The sequence below is a fragment of the Tritonibacter mobilis F1926 genome (assembly GCF_000376545.2).
Classification (GTDB): Bacteria; Pseudomonadota; Alphaproteobacteria; order Rhodobacterales; family Rhodobacteraceae; genus Epibacterium; species Epibacterium mobile.
On the sequence record NZ_CP015230.1, the window covers coordinates 2,688,440 to 2,705,089 of the forward strand.

A 16,650-nucleotide genomic window follows, 5' to 3' on the forward strand; every position below is an offset into this window, starting at 1 on the left:
ATGCGCCCACAACGAAAGACACCGCCCATGAGCGTCAAGATCGGCATCTCCCCCATTGCATGGCAGAACGACGACCTGCCCGACCTCACCGCCGCCTACACGATGGAACAGGCCCTGAGCGAAGCGCGCGAGATCGGTTATACCGGGGTCGAACGTGGCCGCCGCATGCCCCAGGACACCGAAGGGCTGCGCAAGTATCTGAACGAATATGACATTTCGCTTTGTGGTGGCTGGTGCTCGGGCAACCTGTTGGTGAATGATGTCGAGACCGAAAAAGCTGCCATCGCAGAGCAGGTCGAGCAATTCGCCGCTTTGGGCGCGCCCTGTCTGGTCTATGCGGAATGTTCCAACACCGTGCAGGGCGACCGCACGACCCCGGTGAACAACCGCCCCAAGCTTGCGCGGGACGACGTCCGCGCCTATGCGGCCAAGCTCTCTGAACTGGCCAAGTGGATGACCGACAAGGGCCTGCCTCTGGCCTATCACCACCACATGGGCGCCTTCATCGAGGATCAAGAGGATATCGACTGGCTGATGGAGGCCAGCAGCCCCGAGGTGACGTTGCTTTATGACACTGGCCATCTGGTCTTTGGCGGCGGGGATCTGCTGGGCACGCTCGACAAATGGGGCGACCGCATCCACCACGTCCACTATAAGGATCTGCGCGCCAATATCGCCGCGCAGGCCCGCACTGAGAGCTGGTCCTTTCTGGATGCCGTCATCGCCGGGGCCTTTACCGTGCCGGGGGATGCCGAAGGGTCCATCGATTTTGCGGCCGTGACCGAACGTCTGGCCAAGATGGGCTATCAGGGCTGGATCGTGGTCGAGGCCGAGCAAGACCCCGCCAAGGTCGCGCCCTATGCGGCCTCAAAACTGGGCTATCAGACCATTCGCGACCTTTGCGCGCGCTATGGGCTAGAGGTTACGGGTTAATCCCCGCGACCCAACAACAGGAGGCAAGACCCATGAGCGATCTGCTGCGAAAACCCTTTGGCACCCATGGCGAGGTGCATCGCATCACAGCCGAAAGTGCAGGCTGGCGCTACGTGGGCTTTGCCCTACACCGTCTGCGCGCGGGCGAGACCGTGGCTGACGTCACCGGCGACCGCGAGGTGATCCTCGTGATGGTGGAAGGCAAAGCCAATCTGACCGGCGCGGGACAGGACTGGGGCGAACTGGGCGAGCGCATGTCGGTGTTTGAGAAAACCCCGCCCCATTGCCTTTATCTGCCCAATGGCAGCGACTGGAGCGCCGAGGCCACCACCGATTGCACCATTGCGGTCTGTTCCGCACCGGGCAAGGGTGGCCATGCGGCACGCCGGATCGGCCCCGATGGCATCACCCTCACAGAGCGCGGCAAGGGGACCAACACCCGCTACATCAACAATATCGCGATGGAGAACGAGGACTATTGCGACAGCCTGCTGGTCACCGAGGTCTTCACCCCCGCCGGCCATTGGTCGTCCTTCCCCAGCCACCGCCACGACGAGGATGACTTCCCCCGGATCACCTATCTGGAAGAGACCTATTATCACCGCCTGAACCCGGCGAGCGGCTTTGGCATCCAGCGCGTCTATACCGATGACGGGCAGCTGGATGAAACCATGGCGGTCGCGGATGGCGATGTGGTCCTGGTGCCGCGCGGCCACCACCCTTGCGGTGCGCCCTACGGGTTTGAGATGTATTACCTCAACGTCATGGCTGGCCCCTTGCGCAAATGGCGCTTTGTCGCCGCGCCAGAGGTCGAATGGATCATGGAGCGCGACGCCTGATCCGCAGTAAAGCATTGATATACAATCAAAAGGCGGCGCAGGGACTGCGCCGCCTTTTCTCTTGCCTGTATCTATCGCAACCCTATTGCGCTGCGTCCTGCCTCGGGGAGAAATGCGCGCGCAACCGCTCCACAGGGAGCGCGCTGCACGTCTTGTTCGGGGGCTTTACGGTCGGGACATCCTCGCCCGCCACCATGGCGTTCAGGACGGATTCCTCCACCGCCTCCACCGCCGCCAAATAGAGCGGGTCGATGTATTCCCCGTTCATCTCCACCCTCGTGGTCTCGGGGCCAGCAGATTGCGGCATCGGCTGCGGATTGGCGACCGAAAACGCAAGGAAGATATCGCCCGAGTTATTCCCCCCCGGCGTGCCACCCCGGCCAATCCCGATCGCCGCGCGTTTAGCCAGATGCCGCAGCGCAAGGGGGCCAAGCGGCGCATCGGTTGCAAGGATCACGATGATCGATCCGGTTTCCGCATCCAGCAGCCGGTTCTCGTCCCACGCCTGCCCCACCGGCTCGCCGCAGATGTTGAGCCATGGACGCAGCCCGTGGTTGGCCTGCACAAGTGCTGCCACGGTGTAGGTCTTGTCGCCGATCTGAACCAGCCGCGAGGACGTGCCGGTACCGCCCTTATATTCGTAGCAAATCATCCCATTGCCACCCCCGACAGAGCCTTCGGCAACGGGGCCAAACCGCGCGGTTTCCAGCGCTTTGACAGCATCGGCAGCGCTGACATGCAGCGCGTTGATGTCGTTCAACACGCCATCATAAGTCTCGGCCACCACCGGCATAGCCCAGGCGTGCCCCTGCCTGAAATGGGTGGGGTAGCGGTCGATCATCCAGCGCGTCGCGCCATGGTGCGCCATGCCTACACCATGGGTGTTGGTGATGCAGATCGGCCCAAGGAAATACCCCGCATCATTGATCCAATGGGTCCCGGTCATCTCGCCATTCCCATTCAGACAAAACTGCCCGGCCCAGACCGGTTGCGGGTCATCCGCGTCCTGCCGGGGCACAATCGCCGTCACCCCGGTGCGCATCCGCCGCACAGGATCGGTCAGCGTCCTGAACCCGACAGCAACCCCCGGCACATCGGTGATCGCGTTAAAAACCCCCGGCGTGCCCGGCAAGGGCAGCCCCAGATCACGGGCGCGTGGTTTATCAGAAGTCTTGTCTTGCATCAGTCTTTCCTACGGGCGCGCAGCCATAGGCCGACTGCCGCAATAATGATCGAAACCAGTATGATAAGGGTTGCGATGGCGTTGATCTCAGGCTTCACCCCACGCCGCACCATCGAGAAGATGAAGACCGGCAAGGTGGTGCTATCGGTGCCCGAGATGAAATAGGTGATGACCAGATCATCCATCGAGATGATGAAGGCGAGCATAGCGCCCCCCGCGATCCCCGGCATCAACTGTGGCAACAGCACCTTGCGAAAGGTCAGCCACTCATTTGCACCCAGATCGGCCGAGGCCTCCTCAAGTGCCGGATCAAGCCCCGCCATCCGCGCCTGCACGATGATAAAGACATAAGAGGTCAGAAACGTGCAGTGGCCAATGATGATCGTGGTGAGCCCGAGCTTTGCGCCCGCGCTGACAAAAAAGATCAGCAACCCGATCCCAAGCACGATGTCCGGCATCGTCATCGGCATCATCATCAGCCCACGATAAAACCCGCGCATCCGAAACCGGAACCGCGCCAGCGCAATCGCCGCACTGGTGCCAATCACCGTCGAGATCGTGGTGGTTGAGGTGGCGATGATCAGACTGTTGCGCAGTGCCTCCAGCAACTGATCGGTGGAATCGAGATAGGCGGAGGAGCTGTTCACAATATCGACCGGGCGATCTTTCAGACCGAGGATGATCCGGTACCAATCCAGCGTAAACCCATCCCAGACCATCATGTTCACCGGGTTGGCGTTGAACGAATAGGTCACGATCAACGCCAGCGGCGCATAGATGAAGGCAAAGAACATCAGGCTGTAAAACGTCAGGAGCATAGCCGAGAGCGGCAAACGACGAAGGTATTTCATGACGATGCCCTCCCCTCACGCGCCAGTCGCGTCACATAGACCAGCATCACCCCCAGCACGACGGCCATGATCACCACCGACAACGCCGAGCCAAACGGCCAGTTGCGCGCCGACAGGAACTGCTGCTCGACCAGATTGCCGATCATCAGCCCCTTCGCGCCGCCCAGCACATCGGGCACCACGAAATTGCCAACCGACGGGATGAACACGATGACCGATCCACCAATCACGCCGGGCATGGTCTGCGGCAGCATCACCTTGAAAAAGGTCTGCACCCGCCCCGCGCCCAGATCACTGCTGGCCTCCAGCAGCGAACGGTCCAGATTTCCGATACTCGCAAACAGCGGCATGAACATGAACGGGATCATCACATAGGCCATGCCGATCACCACTGCAGTCCGGGTGAACAGGATCTCCAGCGGCTCGCTGATAAGACCGATCCCCAACAGGGTGCTGTTCAACACGCCCGAGGGCTTGAGGATCAGCAGCCACGCATAAAGGCGCACAACCAGACTGGTGAAAAACGGCAAGGTGATCAGAAACAGGAACACCACCTGCCAGCGCGGCGACAGCCGGGAAATCCAGAATGCCACCGGATAACACAGCACCAGCGTCAACAGCACCGTTAGAATGGCGAGGCTGAGCGAGCGCAGCAGGATCTTCAGATAGATCGGCTCGTAGATCTCCATCACCCCGTCCGCCCAGCCAAAGAGGCGTCCGTAATTCCAGTGATAGAACTCCCACTCGACGCCGCCATAAAGGCCCGGCATCAGCCATGAGTAGATGACGATAACCGCCAGCGGCAGCAAAAAGAAGATGCCCAGAAGCAGGGTTACAGGGGTCAGCAACCCAAATAGAAACAGGCGTTCGCGGGTATGTGGCGTGGCCATCAGCAGTCCTCCACCACATGGGCGCGCTCTGGCCGATAGGTCAGCGTGACCTCATCCCCCGGTGCGCGGCGGCTGCCATCGGTGCGTGACACCACCAGCAATTCCTGCCCGCCCACCGCAGGCTGGACATAATAATGCAGGTCGGTGCCCAGATAGATCACCCGCGTGATTTTGCCCCGAAACCCGCAGGAGCTGTGCGCGTCTTGTACTTGCAGGTCCGTGGGCCGGATAACCACCGTCGCCGCATCGCCCTTGGCCCGTTTGGTTTCTTCGGAGAGCCAGATCTTGGTTCCCTCACGGGTCAGCGCCAGAATGCGCCCGTCATGGACGCACTCGATGGTGGTTTCAAACAGGTTGGTATCGCCAATGAACTCCGCCACGAATTTTGTGCGAGGCTTGCGAAAGATGTCGCGCGGCGCACCGCATTGTTCGATCTGCCCGCCACGCATCACCACGATCCGGTCGGACATGGTCAGCGCCTCTTCCTGATCGTGGGTGACAAAGACAAAGGCGATGCCCAGTTCCGATTGCAGCGCCTTCAGCTCAATCTGCATTTTCTGGCGCAGACGCCGATCCAGCGCCGACAGCGGCTCATCCAGTAGCAACAGCTTGGGCCGAGCAACGATTGCCCGCGCCAAGGCCACCCGCTGGCGCTGCCCGCCCGACAGTTGCGACGGCATCCGGCTGCCCGTCCCCGACAGCCCCACCATCTCCAGCGCTTCACCCGCGAGGATTTTCTGCTCCTGCTTGGACGCACCCGCAACCTCAAGACTATAGGCCACGTTGCGCTCGACGGTCATATGGGAAAACAGCGCATAGCTTTGAAACACCGTGTTCACCGGACGCCGAAAGGCGGGCATTCTGCCGATGTCCTTGCCTTCCAGCATCACCGTCCCGCTGTCGAGCTGCTCAAACCCGCTGACGGAGCGCAAGAGCGTGGTCTTGCCACATCCCGACGGCCCCAGCAGGGTCACAAATTCATTCTGCCCCACATCAAGATCCACACCGTCCAATGCGGCCACCGTGCCGCCTTCGGGGGTCTTGAACACACGGCGAGCGCCGCGCACCTCTAGTATCTGTGTCATATGTGTCTCCGCTGCCGGACGGCACATTGTGCGCCGCCCGCCTAGGCAAAAGCTGATTATTGTGCGGTGCGGATGGTGTTCCACGCGCGGTCATAAAGGCGCAGCCCCCGGCCCAGATCTTCAAAGGTCTGCAACCGCTCATAAGTCTCGTCGGGGAGCGTGATGTTGTGATTGTTGCGGATGTAATCCGAGGCCAGATCACGCGCGGGGATATTGGGCGTGCCGTTGAACTGCTGTTCCACATTCATCGCCGCGATCTCCGGGCGCAGGTAGAACTCCATGAACGCCTTGGCATTTTCGGCATTCGGCGCGGATTTCAGCACGCACATGTTTTCCTGATAAAGCGTACCGCCCTCTTTCGGGATCACGTATTTTACATTTTCCATGTTGCTGGTGAGCACATGCATGCCGATAAAATACTGTGCTGCGGCAATGTCATCCGTGGCGATCAACCCCGGCACGTCATAGGTAAAGGCCGACACATTCGGGCGCTGCTTTAGAATATAGTCCTGCGCCGCGGTGATCTCTGCCGGGTCGACACTGTTTACCGAGGTGCCGTTCATCACATGCCCGATCGCCAGCACTTCGCGCATGTCATCGAGCAGGGTGATGCGGCCACCAGTTTTTTTGGGGATCGCAAAGAAATCTTCCCAGCCGGTGATCTCACCAGTGATTTCGGGCTTGTAGTAAATCCCCACGGTCCCAAAGGCATAAGGCAGGCAGAACACCCCCTCCGGGTCGCTCTTGGCGCGCAATGACAGCGGGTCGATATTGGCAAATCCCGCGCTCTGGTTGATGTCGGTCTGCAACAACAGGTCGAGCTTTGACATAATGTCCTGCATGTGGACCGATGGGAACACGATGTCATAGCCGGTCGCGCCGGCCTGCAATTTGGCCAGCATTTCCTCGTTGGAGGAATAGGTGTCGAGGTTCACCTCAATACCGGTTTCTTCGGTAAATTTCTTGAGGATACCGGGGTTGATGTAATCCCCCCAGTTATAGAGGTTCAGCGCCCCTTCAGCCTGCACAGCACCGGCAAAAGAAACGGCCATGACACCGGCACACCCGAATTTGGCTAGCATATTCATGATGATCTCCCTGTGGATCAGATTTGTTAGGTTCGATTTTTGATGCGAACTCTGTATTCCTGTCTGGATCATGGTAGGTGAAATGACATAAGTCTATCATTTTTTAAAAATGATGCATTGTGCATCTAAGGAGGATGCCGTTGAGCGAGAAGACCCAAGCCGGAACCGAAAGCGCGATGTCTTTGAAAATTCAAAAGATATTGCCTGAGCTGACCAAATCTGAGGCAAAGATTGCCCGCTACCTGTTGCTCAACGAAGCACAGCTCGGATTGGAAACGGGCGCCTCTGTCGCGGCCAAAGCGGGCGTGAGCGAGATCACCGTCTCCCGCTTTCTCAAGCGACTCGGCTACAAGGGAATCTCCGGCCTCAAGGAAGCATTGCGCACCGAAATGACCAGCGCCCTGCTGGAACCCTCTCTGCGCAGCGAACGCCTGAAAGAAGGCTCTCTCAGCGGCTTTTTGACCTCAGAGGCGGAGTCGCTTCTGGCGCTTGCACAACAGATGGAGACGGAGAACTGGACCCGGATGACCGCCACACTCGATCAGGCGCGCCGGGTCTATGTCACGGGATTTCAGACCGTTAGCGGCGTAGCAGAGGATTTTGCAAAACGGCTCAATATCGTGCGCAGCTCCGTGCACTTCGTCTCAGCAAACTCCGGCGGTCTGGTGGAATGGGTGGACGCAGGGTGCGATGACTACAGTCAGGACGTGCTGATCGTCGTCGACATTGTGCCCTTCGCGCGCGAGGCGATCCAGATTTCCCGCCTCGCCCAGAAAACCGGCATGACGGTTGTGGTCATCACGGATGAGTTCAACAACTGGGCCTATGACTACACCGACTATGTCTTTCACGGGCGCACCAAGACCGGGCTGTTTCTGGAAACAACCGCGCCCTTGGTGACGTTGCAGAACTTCATTGTACATGCGGTGGCGCAAAAAGACCCCGAGCGCACCCAGCACCGCCGCGCCGAGTGGCAAAGCTACCTTTCGGAACTCAAGCTCTATTTCTCCTGAGGGCCACCGGCAGCGGCCCGAAGGATCGCCCGCGCAATATCAGGCTGGGCCGCAAGCGACGGGCCAACCAGCGCCTCGGCCTCCGCCATCAGGTCCTCCGGCGCGACGATCCTGTCGATCAATCCGAAATCATAGGCCTGTTGCGCTGTGATTTTCTGGCCCGCCACCAGGATCATCTTGGTACGGGCAGGGCCAATAAGCGCGCGCATCCGCGCCGCATCAGAGGGCTGCGGCAAATAACCAAGCTGCATCACCGGATAAAACACCTTGGCCGTGGGCACCGCGATGCGAATATCGCAGGCCAGCGCCATGCCGTTTGCCCCTCCCGCCAATGTTCCATTGAGCGCGGCAACCTTCAGGCACGGCAATCCCGCCAAGGCAGCGGAGAGGTCTTCCCACAGGGGCGACGTCGCAAGCCCCGCCTTGGCCGCATCCAGATCCGCACCGGCGCTGAACACTTTACCGGTGCCCGTCAGGATCAGCGCCCGCGCCGCACGGGCGCCCCGCACAATCTCGATCAGCTGTTCCAGCATCTCGGGCGTCAGCGCATTGGCCTTGTCCGGACGGTTCAGCCGCAGGGTCAGCAGCCCCCGCGAATCCTGATGATGATCGATCATATCAGCCCCACCCGTTTGCGGATATTTTCATCGCGCAGGGACACCTCGGTGCCGATAAATTCATCCGCATCCGCGCTGAGCATCCACAAAAGCGTGCGTGCAGGCCACTCGGCGGGGATGTGATCTTCCCATGCAAGCTGGCTCACCGGGTTGATGCCGCTGACCTTGATCTCACGCTGCATCTGCGTGGCCACCGTACCCGGTGACAGCCCCATCACGCGGATACCGTTTTCGCCCTCTTCAAGGTGCAGCGCCTGTGTCAGCATCGCGGCCCCCGCCTTTGAGGTGCAATAGGCGCTCCAGCCTTCCAGCGGGCGCTGCGAGGCCCCCGACCCGATGGTCAGAACCGCGCCACCGCCTGCGGCCTTCAGATGTGGCAGCCCCGCGCGCATCATGTTGAAAACGCCAGTGATATTCACATTGATCAGCTGCGCCCAACCGGCAGGCTCGGCATGCTCCAGCCGCGCGATAGGTTCAATCTTGCCCGCGTTGCAAATCAGCACATCGAGACTGCCGAAATGCGTGCTGGCGCGCTGAAATGCAGCCTCGACTGCCGCGTAATCGGCCACGTCACAGGCCAGAGCCAGCGCTTTTTCGCCGATCTCATCCGCAAGCGTCTCCAATGCCTCTGCACTGCGCGCCAGCAGCACGACATTGGCCCCCTGACTCGCGAATTCCCTTGCAGCGCTGGCCCCGATGCCACGGCTTGCACCGGAAATGACGATCGTTTTATTCGCGAATTTCATAACTTGTCTCCCAACCGACGTGTTCATATGTGTTAATCTGACTTGGGGGGAACGGTCCAGTCATTGGCTCCCTTGACCATGCCCGCACAAGCGGAGAGGTTCGCCCCAACTCTTCGCTAGGAAAGGTTCTTCTTATGTCTGTTTCTTTTTTTCGTGGCATGGGTGCTGTCGCCCCGATTTTGCTGATTGCTCAGGCCGCGCACGCTGATCTCAGCGCACAGGATGTCTGGTCCGACTGGAAGGACTATATGTCCAGCACCGGTTACGAGGTCACCGCATCCGAAACCGAAAGCAGCGGCAAGCTCACCGTCTCCGACATCACCATGTCGATGGACATCGAAGGCGATGCTTTCTCCATGACCATGGGCACGCTGGAATTCATCGAAAACGGCGATGGCACCGTGAACATGGTGATGCCTGCCGAATACCCGATGGCCTTCGACTTCAATGCCGACGGCGACGCCATCTCCGGCAGCCTGATCTACACCCATGACGGCAGCCCGATGGTTGTCAGCGGTGACACCTCCGAGATGGAGTACAGCTACTCCGCCGCGACCGCAGGCCTCACCCTGAAGGATCTCGAAATCGAAGGCGAAGCGGTGCCGGCAGATGTTGCGGCCCTCACCGTCAACATGACCGATCTGGCCAGCAACACCATGATGAAAATCGGTGATGTCCGCTCCTACACCCAGAGCATGACTGTCGCCACCATGGCCTATGATTTCATGTTCAACGAGCCAGAAGGCAGCGACAACGCGGCCTTTAACGGCACCCTTCAGGGCCTCGACTTCTCCGGCGACATGACCGTGCCAAAGGTCGAAGATCCCTCTGATGTGGCTGCGATGCTCAAGGCGGGCATGGCCTATGTCGGCAAATTCACCTTCGAGTCCGGCAACACCAACATCAAGGGCGCGGACGGCTCCGACACCTTTGAGGTTCAGACCTCTTCCAAGGGCGGCGAATTCAACATCGGCCTGAGCCCAGAAGGTCTGACCTATGATGTGACGCAGGTTGACACCACCCTGAACATGATGGGCTCTGACATCCCGTTCCCGATCTCTCTCAGCATGAAAGAGATGGGCACCAACTTCGCGATGCCGCTGACCAAATCCGATGAAGAGCAGGACTTTGCTCTCGGCGTGTCGCTGCGTGAATTCGCGGTTCCGGACATGCTCTGGGGTCTGATCGACCCGAACGAAGAGCTGCCGCGCGATCCTGCAAACCTCGTTGTCGACCTCTCCGGCAAGGGCAAGCTGTTCTTTGACCTCGTGGACGAGGAACAAATGGCAGCCGTAGAAAAAGGCGACGAAGCACCGGGTGAGGTGAACTCCCTCAGCATCAACCAGATCCTGCTCTCCGTTGCGGGTGCGGAACTGACCGGTGACGGCGCCTTCACCTTTGACAACACCGATCTGGAGAGCTTTGACGGTATGCCCGCCCCCGAAGGCGAAGCAAACCTGAAACTGGTCGGCGCAAACGCCCTGATCGACAAGCTGATCGGCATGGGTCTTGTGTCCGAGGATGACGCCATGGGCGCGCGCATGATGATGGGCATGTTCACGGTTTCTGCAGGTGACGACACCGTGACCTCGAAGATCGAAGTGAACGACGAAGGTCACGTGCTCGCCAACGGCCAGCGCCTGAAGTAATATCCAATTCCGGGCCACGCCCGGTATGTGATGGGGCCGCTCCTTTTCCGGGGACGGCCCGTTTTTATGGCGCACAGGCCTTGCGGTAGGGCGGCGGTCTGGCTAGCTCTGTAGCAATGCCACCCATTTGCGAAGGTGCCCATGACACAGACTCCTGAAACGCTCTGCCACGCCCTGCTCGACGCCGCCCGAAAGGCCGGGGCCGATTCTGCCGATGCCATGGCTGCCGAGGGCAGCTCCCTCTCTATCGAGGTGCGCGACGGCACGTTGGAACATGCGGAACGCTCAGAAGGGGTCGACATCGGGCTTCGGGTTTTTGTCGGGCAACGACAGGCGCAGGTTTCCTCGTCTGATACCCGCGCCGAGACGCTGACCGCCATGGCAGAACGCGCCGTCGCCATGGCCAAAGAAGCACCCGAAGACCCTTATGCTGGGCTGGCAGATGCAGGTCAGCTGGCGCAGAACTGGGATCTGGCCGCGCTTCAGATGGCCGACCCAAGCGCCGAGCCTGCCCCCGACCAGCTGCAACAGGACGCCCTCGCCGCCGAGGCTGCCTGCGCCGCCATTGAGGGCATCACGCAGGTCCAATCCGCCGCCGCAGGCTATGGGCGTCATGACATCCACATGGCCGCCAGCAACGGATTTTCCGGCGGCTACGCCCGCACCAGCCGCTCGATTTCCTGCGTGGGGATCGCGGGCACCGGCACCGGGATGGAGCGCGATTATGATGGCGACACCCGCACCTATCAAAGCGATCTGCGCAGCGCCGATGAAATCGGCCACACCGCAGGCACCCGCGCGATCGAGCGCCTGAACGCCCGTCGCCCCAAGACCGGAGCCTATCCGGTTCTCTTTGACGAACGCATCTCCTCCTCGCTGATCGGCCACCTTCTGGGGGCCGCCAATGGCGCGGCGGTGGCGCGCGGTTCTTCGTGGCTCAAGGATCGCTTGGGCGCGCAGATCCTGCCCGAAACCCTCTCGGTCATTGAGGATCCCTTCCGCCCCCGTGTATCCGGCTCGCGCCCCTTTGATGGTGAGGGCCTGCCCACCCAGAAGCGCGCGATTGTGGAAAACGGTGTGCTCACCGGCTGGACCATGGATCTTGCCTCCGCCCGCAAGCTGGGCCTGCACAGCACCGGCAACGCCGCGCGCGGCATCGGATCGGTGCCCTCGCCGTCGAACTGGAATATTACGCTGACGGAGGGTGACAAAACCCGCGCAGACCTGTTGCGCGACATGGGCACCGGGCTGCTGGTGACGTCGATGATCGGCTCCACCATCAACCCCAACACCGGGGATTATTCGCGCGGCGCGTCCGGCTTCTGGGTGGAAAACGGCGAAATCCAGTATCCTGTGAATGAGGTCACCATCGCTGGAAACCTCCTTGATATGCTGAAAACGCTGGTGCCCGCCAATGACGCACGCGGGCATCTGTCGCGGGTGGTGCCCTCGCTCCTTGTTGAGGGAATGACCCTTGCCGGAGAATGATCTGTCCCTCCTCATCACCGCCGCCCAAAAGGCAGGCGAGATCGCGGGGCAATTCACCGGCACCGAGGCGCAGAAATGGGACAAACCCGATGGCGCAGGCCCGGTAACCGAGGCCGACCTTGCGGTGAACAACTATCTGGAGGACCACCTGCGCGGTGCACGTCCCGACTATGGCTGGCTCTCGGAGGAAAGCGAAGATGACCCGTTGCGCCAATCCTGCGAGCGCGTCTTTGTGATCGACCCAATTGATGGCACCCGCAGCTTTGCGGATGGCTCACGCACATGGGCGCATTCGCTGGCCATCGTGGAGGCGGGAAAACCCGTCGCGGCAGTGGTCTACCTGCCGCAGCGCGACCTGCTGTTTGCCGCCGCCGCAGGCGAGGGCGCGACCTGCAATGCCGTCCCCATTGCGGCCAGCACCGCGCAAAACGTCGAGACCGCCCATATCCTGAGCGCCAAGCCGACACTGGACGCCAAACACTGGCACGCGGGCACCCCGCCCGCCTTTCGGCGCAGCCACCGCCCCTCGCTGGCCTATCGCATGTCGCGGGTTGCGGATGGCACCTATGACGCCATGCTCACCCTGCGCCCCACGTGGGAATGGGACATCGCCGCTGGGGTGTTGATCGTGCAGGAATCCGGCGGTCTCGCCACTGACCGCAGCGGCGCTGCGCTCACGTTCAATCGCCCCGATGCCTTGCAAAACGGCGTTGTGGCGGGGGGGCGCAAGATGCACCGCGCGCTGCTGTCACGGCTGATCTACACGTCTAAGGGTCGCAAAACCTGATGTTTGGCCCCGGCGGTGGACATATCGCTGACGCCGCCCGACTGACCCGCCCCGAAGGTGAGTTGGTCTGGGCGCATGCGACCACCCAAGAGCGGCTCTTGGGCCTGTGTGACGTGGGCAACCGGCTCAAGATGATGCGCCCGGATCTGTCGATGATGCTCACATGGGAAGAGGACATGCGCCCCTCGCTGCTGCCCGATGGCTGCGACATCGCGCTGGGGCCGCTGACGGTCGAGCAGCCCAATGACATTCGCAGCTTTCTTGAAAACTGGTCCCCCGATCTCTGCGTCTGGGCCGGGGGCCGGCTGCGTCGTCTGTTGATGCGGCAGATCCGCGAACGCAACATGCCCGCGCTCTTGTGCGATATCGACGCCGAAGAACTCCCCGGCCGTGCCTCGCGCTGGCTGCCGGATCAGCGCCACCGACTGCTCAATGGTTTTGCCGAAATTCTCGTGCCCGGCACAGAGGTGTCCGAGCGGCTGAAACGCGCAGGCGTGCCCCCCGAACGCATCCGCCCCTCCGGGCGTCTGTTTCAGTCCAGCACCCCGCCCAGCTGCAACGACGATGAATTGACGCAGATGCAAAAGCAATTCGGCAGCCGCCCGATCTGGCTCGCCGCGCATGTCTCCCTCTCGGAATTGCAAGCGGTGGTCAAAGCGCATCGAACCGCCCTGCGCTCGCTGCACCGGCTGCTTTTGGTGCTCACGGTTGAAACCTTTGAGGATCTGGACGCCGCGCGCAGTCTTTTGAAAAAAGAGGGGCTGGCCTTTGCCGATTGGGACATGGGCGAAGACCCCGAAGACCACACGCAGGCGGCGATTGGCCTGACCGAGAACCTTGGCCTTTGGTATCGGCTCTGCCCGCTTTGTTTTCTGGGCAACAGCCTCATTCGGGGCGCGCAAGGCACCAATCCGCTGGATGCCGCAGCGCTTGGCTCTGCGATCCTGCATGGCCCCGGCGTGGTCGCCCATGCGCAGGCCTATCAGCGGCTTGCAGCCCTCGGCGCGGCAGAGCGTATCCACGGCGAAGAGGAGCTTTCGGATGCGGTCTATCGCCTCTCGTCACCGGACCGCGCGGCAGAGATGGCCCTTGCAGGCTGGCAGGTGGTAACAGAAGGTGCGGTCATGACAGACAATCTCCTCGACCGGATTCAGGATTTGCTGGATCAAAGCGAAATCAATCATGCGCCCGCCTGAGTTCTGGAACAAACCTCCCGCCGCCTTTGATCTGCGCGCTTGCCTGCTGTCGCCGCTCGGCGCGCTCTATGCCCGTGGCACGGCTGCCCGCCTGAAAAAGGGCACCCCGGTCAAGGCATCGGTGCCGGTGATCTGTGTCGGCAACCTCAATGCAGGCGGCACCGGCAAAACCCCCACCGTGATCTGGCTGATGGAACAACTGGGCGCAGCCGGGCACCGGGTACATGTGGTGTCACGCGGCTACGGTGGTCAGCTTCAGGGCCCGGTTCAGGTCGACCCGCGCAACCACAGCGCACAGGACGTCGGCGATGAGCCTTTGCTGATGGCCGCCTTTGGTGAGGTCTGGGTCGCCAAGGATCGTGGCAAGGGGGTTACGCAGGCCGCAGCAGCCGGGGCCAGCGTCATCTTGATGGACGACGGGTTTCAGAACCCCTCGGTGGCTAAGGATTTCTCTATCATCGTGGTGGACGCCAAACGTGGCTTTGGCAATGGCCGCTGCCTGCCCGCCGGGCCGTTGCGCGAACCCGTCGACACCGGCCTCAGCCGCGCCGATCTGGTGCTGTCGCTGGGCGATGAGGCCGCGCAGGACGCGTTTCAATCCACATGGGGGCCGCAGATCCCCATCCCTCATTTCACCGGCCATGTGGCCCCGCTGCCCACCGGCATGCCATGGCAGGGCACCAAGGTTCTGGCCTTTGCCGGTATCGGTCATCCGGAGAAATTCTTTGCCACCCTGCGCGGCCTTGGCGCTGACATCCGCCGCGCCGAAGCGCTGGAGGATCACCAATCGCTCGCGCCTGCACTCCTCACCCGGCTGGAACAGGAATCCCGGCTTTTGGGGGCGCAGCTTGTGACCACCGAAAAGGATGCGGTGCGCCTGCCGCTCAGCTTTCGCCACAAGGTCATCACCCTGCCCGTGCGCTTGCAGGTGCCGCAACATGAGGCATTTCTCGCCCGCCTCAAAGACATCGCGCCGCCCCCTGCATAAGGAAGCGGCGCGCTTAAACGTCACTGACGCGAGGGCTTATTCTTCAAGCTCTGCGTCGATCAGGGCTTTCAGATCTTCATACGGCTGGTTTGAAACCTTGGTGCCATTCAAGATGAACGACGGGGTCGATTCCACCTCATCCTTGGTGGCGTTTTCCTGATACCATGTCACCAGCGTCTGCGCTTTGGTGGCATCCTGCATGCAGGCTTCCAGCTGCTCGTTGTCGATCCCGGCCACACGGCCGATTTTCTTCAGCGCGTCCACCATCTCGGCGGGGCCGCCTGCGCGGGTCCATTCGGACTGCTGCTTAAAGATCAGATCGGTGATGCCAAAGAATTTCTCTTCACCGCCACAGCGCGCCACCATCGACGCCCACAGACCAAAGCGGTCGAAATAGACCTCGCGGTAGATGAACTTCACTTTGCCGGTGTCGATATATTCTGCCTTCAGCTTCTTATAGGCACCTTCATGGAAGTTCGCGCAATGCGGGCAGGTATAAGACGCGTATTCGATCAAAGTGACCGGCGCATCCTCGGCCCCTTGCACCATCTCGATGATGGTGGAGGTATCGACCTCGGCGGCCTCGGCGCTTTCCTGTGCGCTTGCGCTTCCGATCAACTGAATGTCCAGCAGGCTGGTGTCACCCTGACGGCCCGTGAAGTTGTCGATCGCATATACGCCCGCTGCCACGGCAACAGCCGCGCAGATACCTGTCATGATACGGGTCATTTATACCCCTTTCTCAATGATTTTTGTCGTGTCAGTACATTGCGCCCAAGCCGCTCGAGTGCTGCGCGCAATTCGTCATTCTCAACGCCGGTGGCTGTCTCCTTGGCGGATGCCACATCCTCCGGCGCGGGTTCCGCCGCCTTGCGCACTTTGGGCGCATAGCGAAAATCAACCTGGCCTTCCGCAAAACCAATGGGTGCGGTCTGCGTGATATGCAGTTTGGAGATCGCGTTGTATCCGTAAACCGCGTTCACTTTCTCACGCAGGGCCGCCTTCTGCATCTCCAGCATCGGGGCCATCGCACCGGTGGTCAGCACCGTCAGCGTCGCGCCAAAGCCGCCGCGCCCATAGCCGACCTTGACGGGCCGCGCCATCGCCGCAAGCTCCGGGCCGACGATCTCTTCCCAATGGGTGAGCAGCCGCGACACCGCAAAGCCACGGCTTTCGCCCGCCTTACGGATCTGGTCGTTCAGCAACGAGCCTGTGCGTTTAAAGCCGCGTGTAGAAGAATGCCTATATGCCATGCCGGTGGTTTTGCGTGTGTGTTCGCCCTATTGTAAAGGGCCGG

Annotated in this window: 17 protein-coding genes; 8 read left to right on the forward strand and 9 right to left on the reverse strand. The window is 61.0% G+C overall.

What is annotated here, in order from left to right; genetic code table 11:
* Positions 1 to 27: 27 nt before the first annotated feature.
* Together iolE and iolB are read left to right on the forward strand one after the other, a co-directional pair.
* Positions 28 to 933, forward strand: coding sequence for a myo-inosose-2 dehydratase (gene iolE, locus K529_RS12730; RefSeq protein WP_005662628.1), 906 nt, complete (start codon positions 28 to 30; stop codon positions 931 to 933).
* A 32-nt stretch (positions 934 to 965) separates the two neighbouring features.
* Positions 966 to 1,772: a 5-deoxy-glucuronate isomerase gene (gene iolB / locus K529_RS12735; RefSeq protein WP_005662626.1), complete on the forward strand. Its 807-nt coding sequence runs from the start codon at positions 966 to 968 to the stop codon at positions 1,770 to 1,772.
* 82 nt (positions 1,773 to 1,854) lie between these two features.
* On the opposite strand, the gene K529_RS12740 is transcribed toward iolB, so the two are convergent.
* The 5 genes from K529_RS12740 to K529_RS12760 are packed head-to-tail and all read right to left on the reverse strand — an operon-like array spanning position 1,855 to position 6,869.
* Positions 1,855 to 2,955, reverse strand: a complete 1,101-nt coding sequence (locus tag K529_RS12740) for a DmpA family aminopeptidase (RefSeq protein WP_046002763.1) — start codon at positions 2,953 to 2,955, stop codon at positions 1,855 to 1,857.
* Positions 2,955 to 3,806 carry an ABC transporter permease gene (locus tag K529_RS12745; RefSeq protein ID WP_005645901.1) on the reverse strand — a complete coding sequence of 284 codons (852 nt, stop codon included), beginning with the start codon at positions 3,804 to 3,806 and terminating at the stop codon, positions 2,955 to 2,957. Before K529_RS12745 ends, K529_RS12740 begins: the two co-directional genes overlap by 1 nt.
* Entirely contained in the window at positions 3,803 to 4,696 is an 894-nt protein-coding gene (locus K529_RS12750) for an ABC transporter permease (RefSeq protein ID WP_005645899.1), read from the reverse strand. The genes K529_RS12745 and K529_RS12750 overlap by 4 nt, the downstream gene beginning before the upstream one ends.
* Positions 4,696 to 5,781, reverse strand: a complete 1,086-nt coding sequence (locus K529_RS12755) for an ABC transporter ATP-binding protein (protein WP_005645897.1) — start codon at positions 5,779 to 5,781, stop codon at positions 4,696 to 4,698. The genes K529_RS12750 and K529_RS12755 overlap by 1 nt, the downstream gene beginning before the upstream one ends.
* Before the next feature lie 56 nt (positions 5,782 to 5,837).
* Entirely contained in the window at positions 5,838 to 6,869 is a 1,032-nt protein-coding gene (locus K529_RS12760; RefSeq protein WP_005645895.1) for a polyamine ABC transporter substrate-binding protein, read from the reverse strand.
* A 134-nt stretch (positions 6,870 to 7,003) separates the two neighbouring features.
* On the opposite strand from K529_RS12760, the gene K529_RS12765 reads away from it, so the two are divergent.
* On the forward strand, positions 7,004 to 7,882 hold the full coding sequence (locus K529_RS12765; RefSeq protein ID WP_005645892.1) for a MurR/RpiR family transcriptional regulator: 879 nt from the start codon (positions 7,004 to 7,006) through the stop codon (positions 7,880 to 7,882).
* Here the strand turns inward: K529_RS12765 and K529_RS12770 are convergent.
* Positions 7,870 to 8,499: an enoyl-CoA hydratase/isomerase family protein gene (locus K529_RS12770; protein WP_046002762.1), complete on the reverse strand. Its 630-nt coding sequence runs from the start codon at positions 8,497 to 8,499 to the stop codon at positions 7,870 to 7,872. The two genes, K529_RS12765 and K529_RS12770, sit on opposite strands and share 13 nt — an antisense overlap.
* Entirely contained in the window at positions 8,496 to 9,245 is a 750-nt protein-coding gene (locus tag K529_RS12775; RefSeq protein WP_046002761.1) for an SDR family oxidoreductase, read from the reverse strand. Before K529_RS12775 ends, K529_RS12770 begins: the two co-directional genes overlap by 4 nt.
* Positions 9,246 to 9,379: 134 nt before the next feature.
* Here K529_RS12775 and K529_RS12780 point away from each other — a divergent pair, with 134 nt between their 5' ends.
* The 5 genes from K529_RS12780 to lpxK all read left to right on the forward strand — a co-directional run bounded on the left by K529_RS12780 (position 9,380) and on the right by lpxK (position 15,353).
* A complete protein-coding gene (locus K529_RS12780; RefSeq protein ID WP_005658145.1) occupies positions 9,380 to 10,894 on the forward strand; it encodes a DUF2125 domain-containing protein in 1,515 nt (504 codons plus the stop codon).
* Between the two features lie 141 nt (positions 10,895 to 11,035).
* Positions 11,036 to 12,382, forward strand: coding sequence for a TldD/PmbA family protein (locus K529_RS12785; protein ID WP_046002760.1), 1,347 nt, complete (start codon positions 11,036 to 11,038; stop codon positions 12,380 to 12,382).
* On the forward strand, positions 12,369 to 13,169 hold the full coding sequence (locus tag K529_RS12790) for a 3'(2'),5'-bisphosphate nucleotidase CysQ (protein ID WP_046002759.1): 801 nt from the start codon (positions 12,369 to 12,371) through the stop codon (positions 13,167 to 13,169). The genes K529_RS12785 and K529_RS12790 overlap by 14 nt, the downstream gene beginning before the upstream one ends.
* Positions 13,169 to 14,365: a 3-deoxy-D-manno-octulosonic acid transferase gene (locus K529_RS12795; protein ID WP_046002758.1), complete on the forward strand. Its 1,197-nt coding sequence runs from the start codon at positions 13,169 to 13,171 to the stop codon at positions 14,363 to 14,365. Before K529_RS12790 ends, K529_RS12795 begins: the two co-directional genes overlap by 1 nt.
* Positions 14,352 to 15,353, forward strand: a complete 1,002-nt coding sequence (gene lpxK, locus K529_RS12800) for a tetraacyldisaccharide 4'-kinase (RefSeq protein WP_046002757.1) — start codon at positions 14,352 to 14,354, stop codon at positions 15,351 to 15,353. Before K529_RS12795 ends, lpxK begins: the two co-directional genes overlap by 14 nt.
* A gap of 36 nt (positions 15,354 to 15,389) precedes the next feature.
* Here lpxK and K529_RS12805 read toward each other — a convergent pair whose 3' ends face one another.
* Both K529_RS12805 and K529_RS12810 read right to left on the reverse strand, forming a co-directional pair.
* The gene (locus K529_RS12805) at positions 15,390 to 16,082 is read right to left on the reverse strand and encodes a DsbA family protein (protein WP_005675137.1); all 693 of its coding nucleotides are present in this window, start codon (positions 16,080 to 16,082) and stop codon (positions 15,390 to 15,392) included.
* The gene (locus K529_RS12810) at positions 16,079 to 16,606 is read right to left on the reverse strand and encodes a DUF721 domain-containing protein (RefSeq protein WP_009177895.1); all 528 of its coding nucleotides are present in this window, start codon (positions 16,604 to 16,606) and stop codon (positions 16,079 to 16,081) included. The genes K529_RS12805 and K529_RS12810 overlap by 4 nt, the downstream gene beginning before the upstream one ends.
* Positions 16,607 to 16,650: the final 44 nt, after the last annotated feature.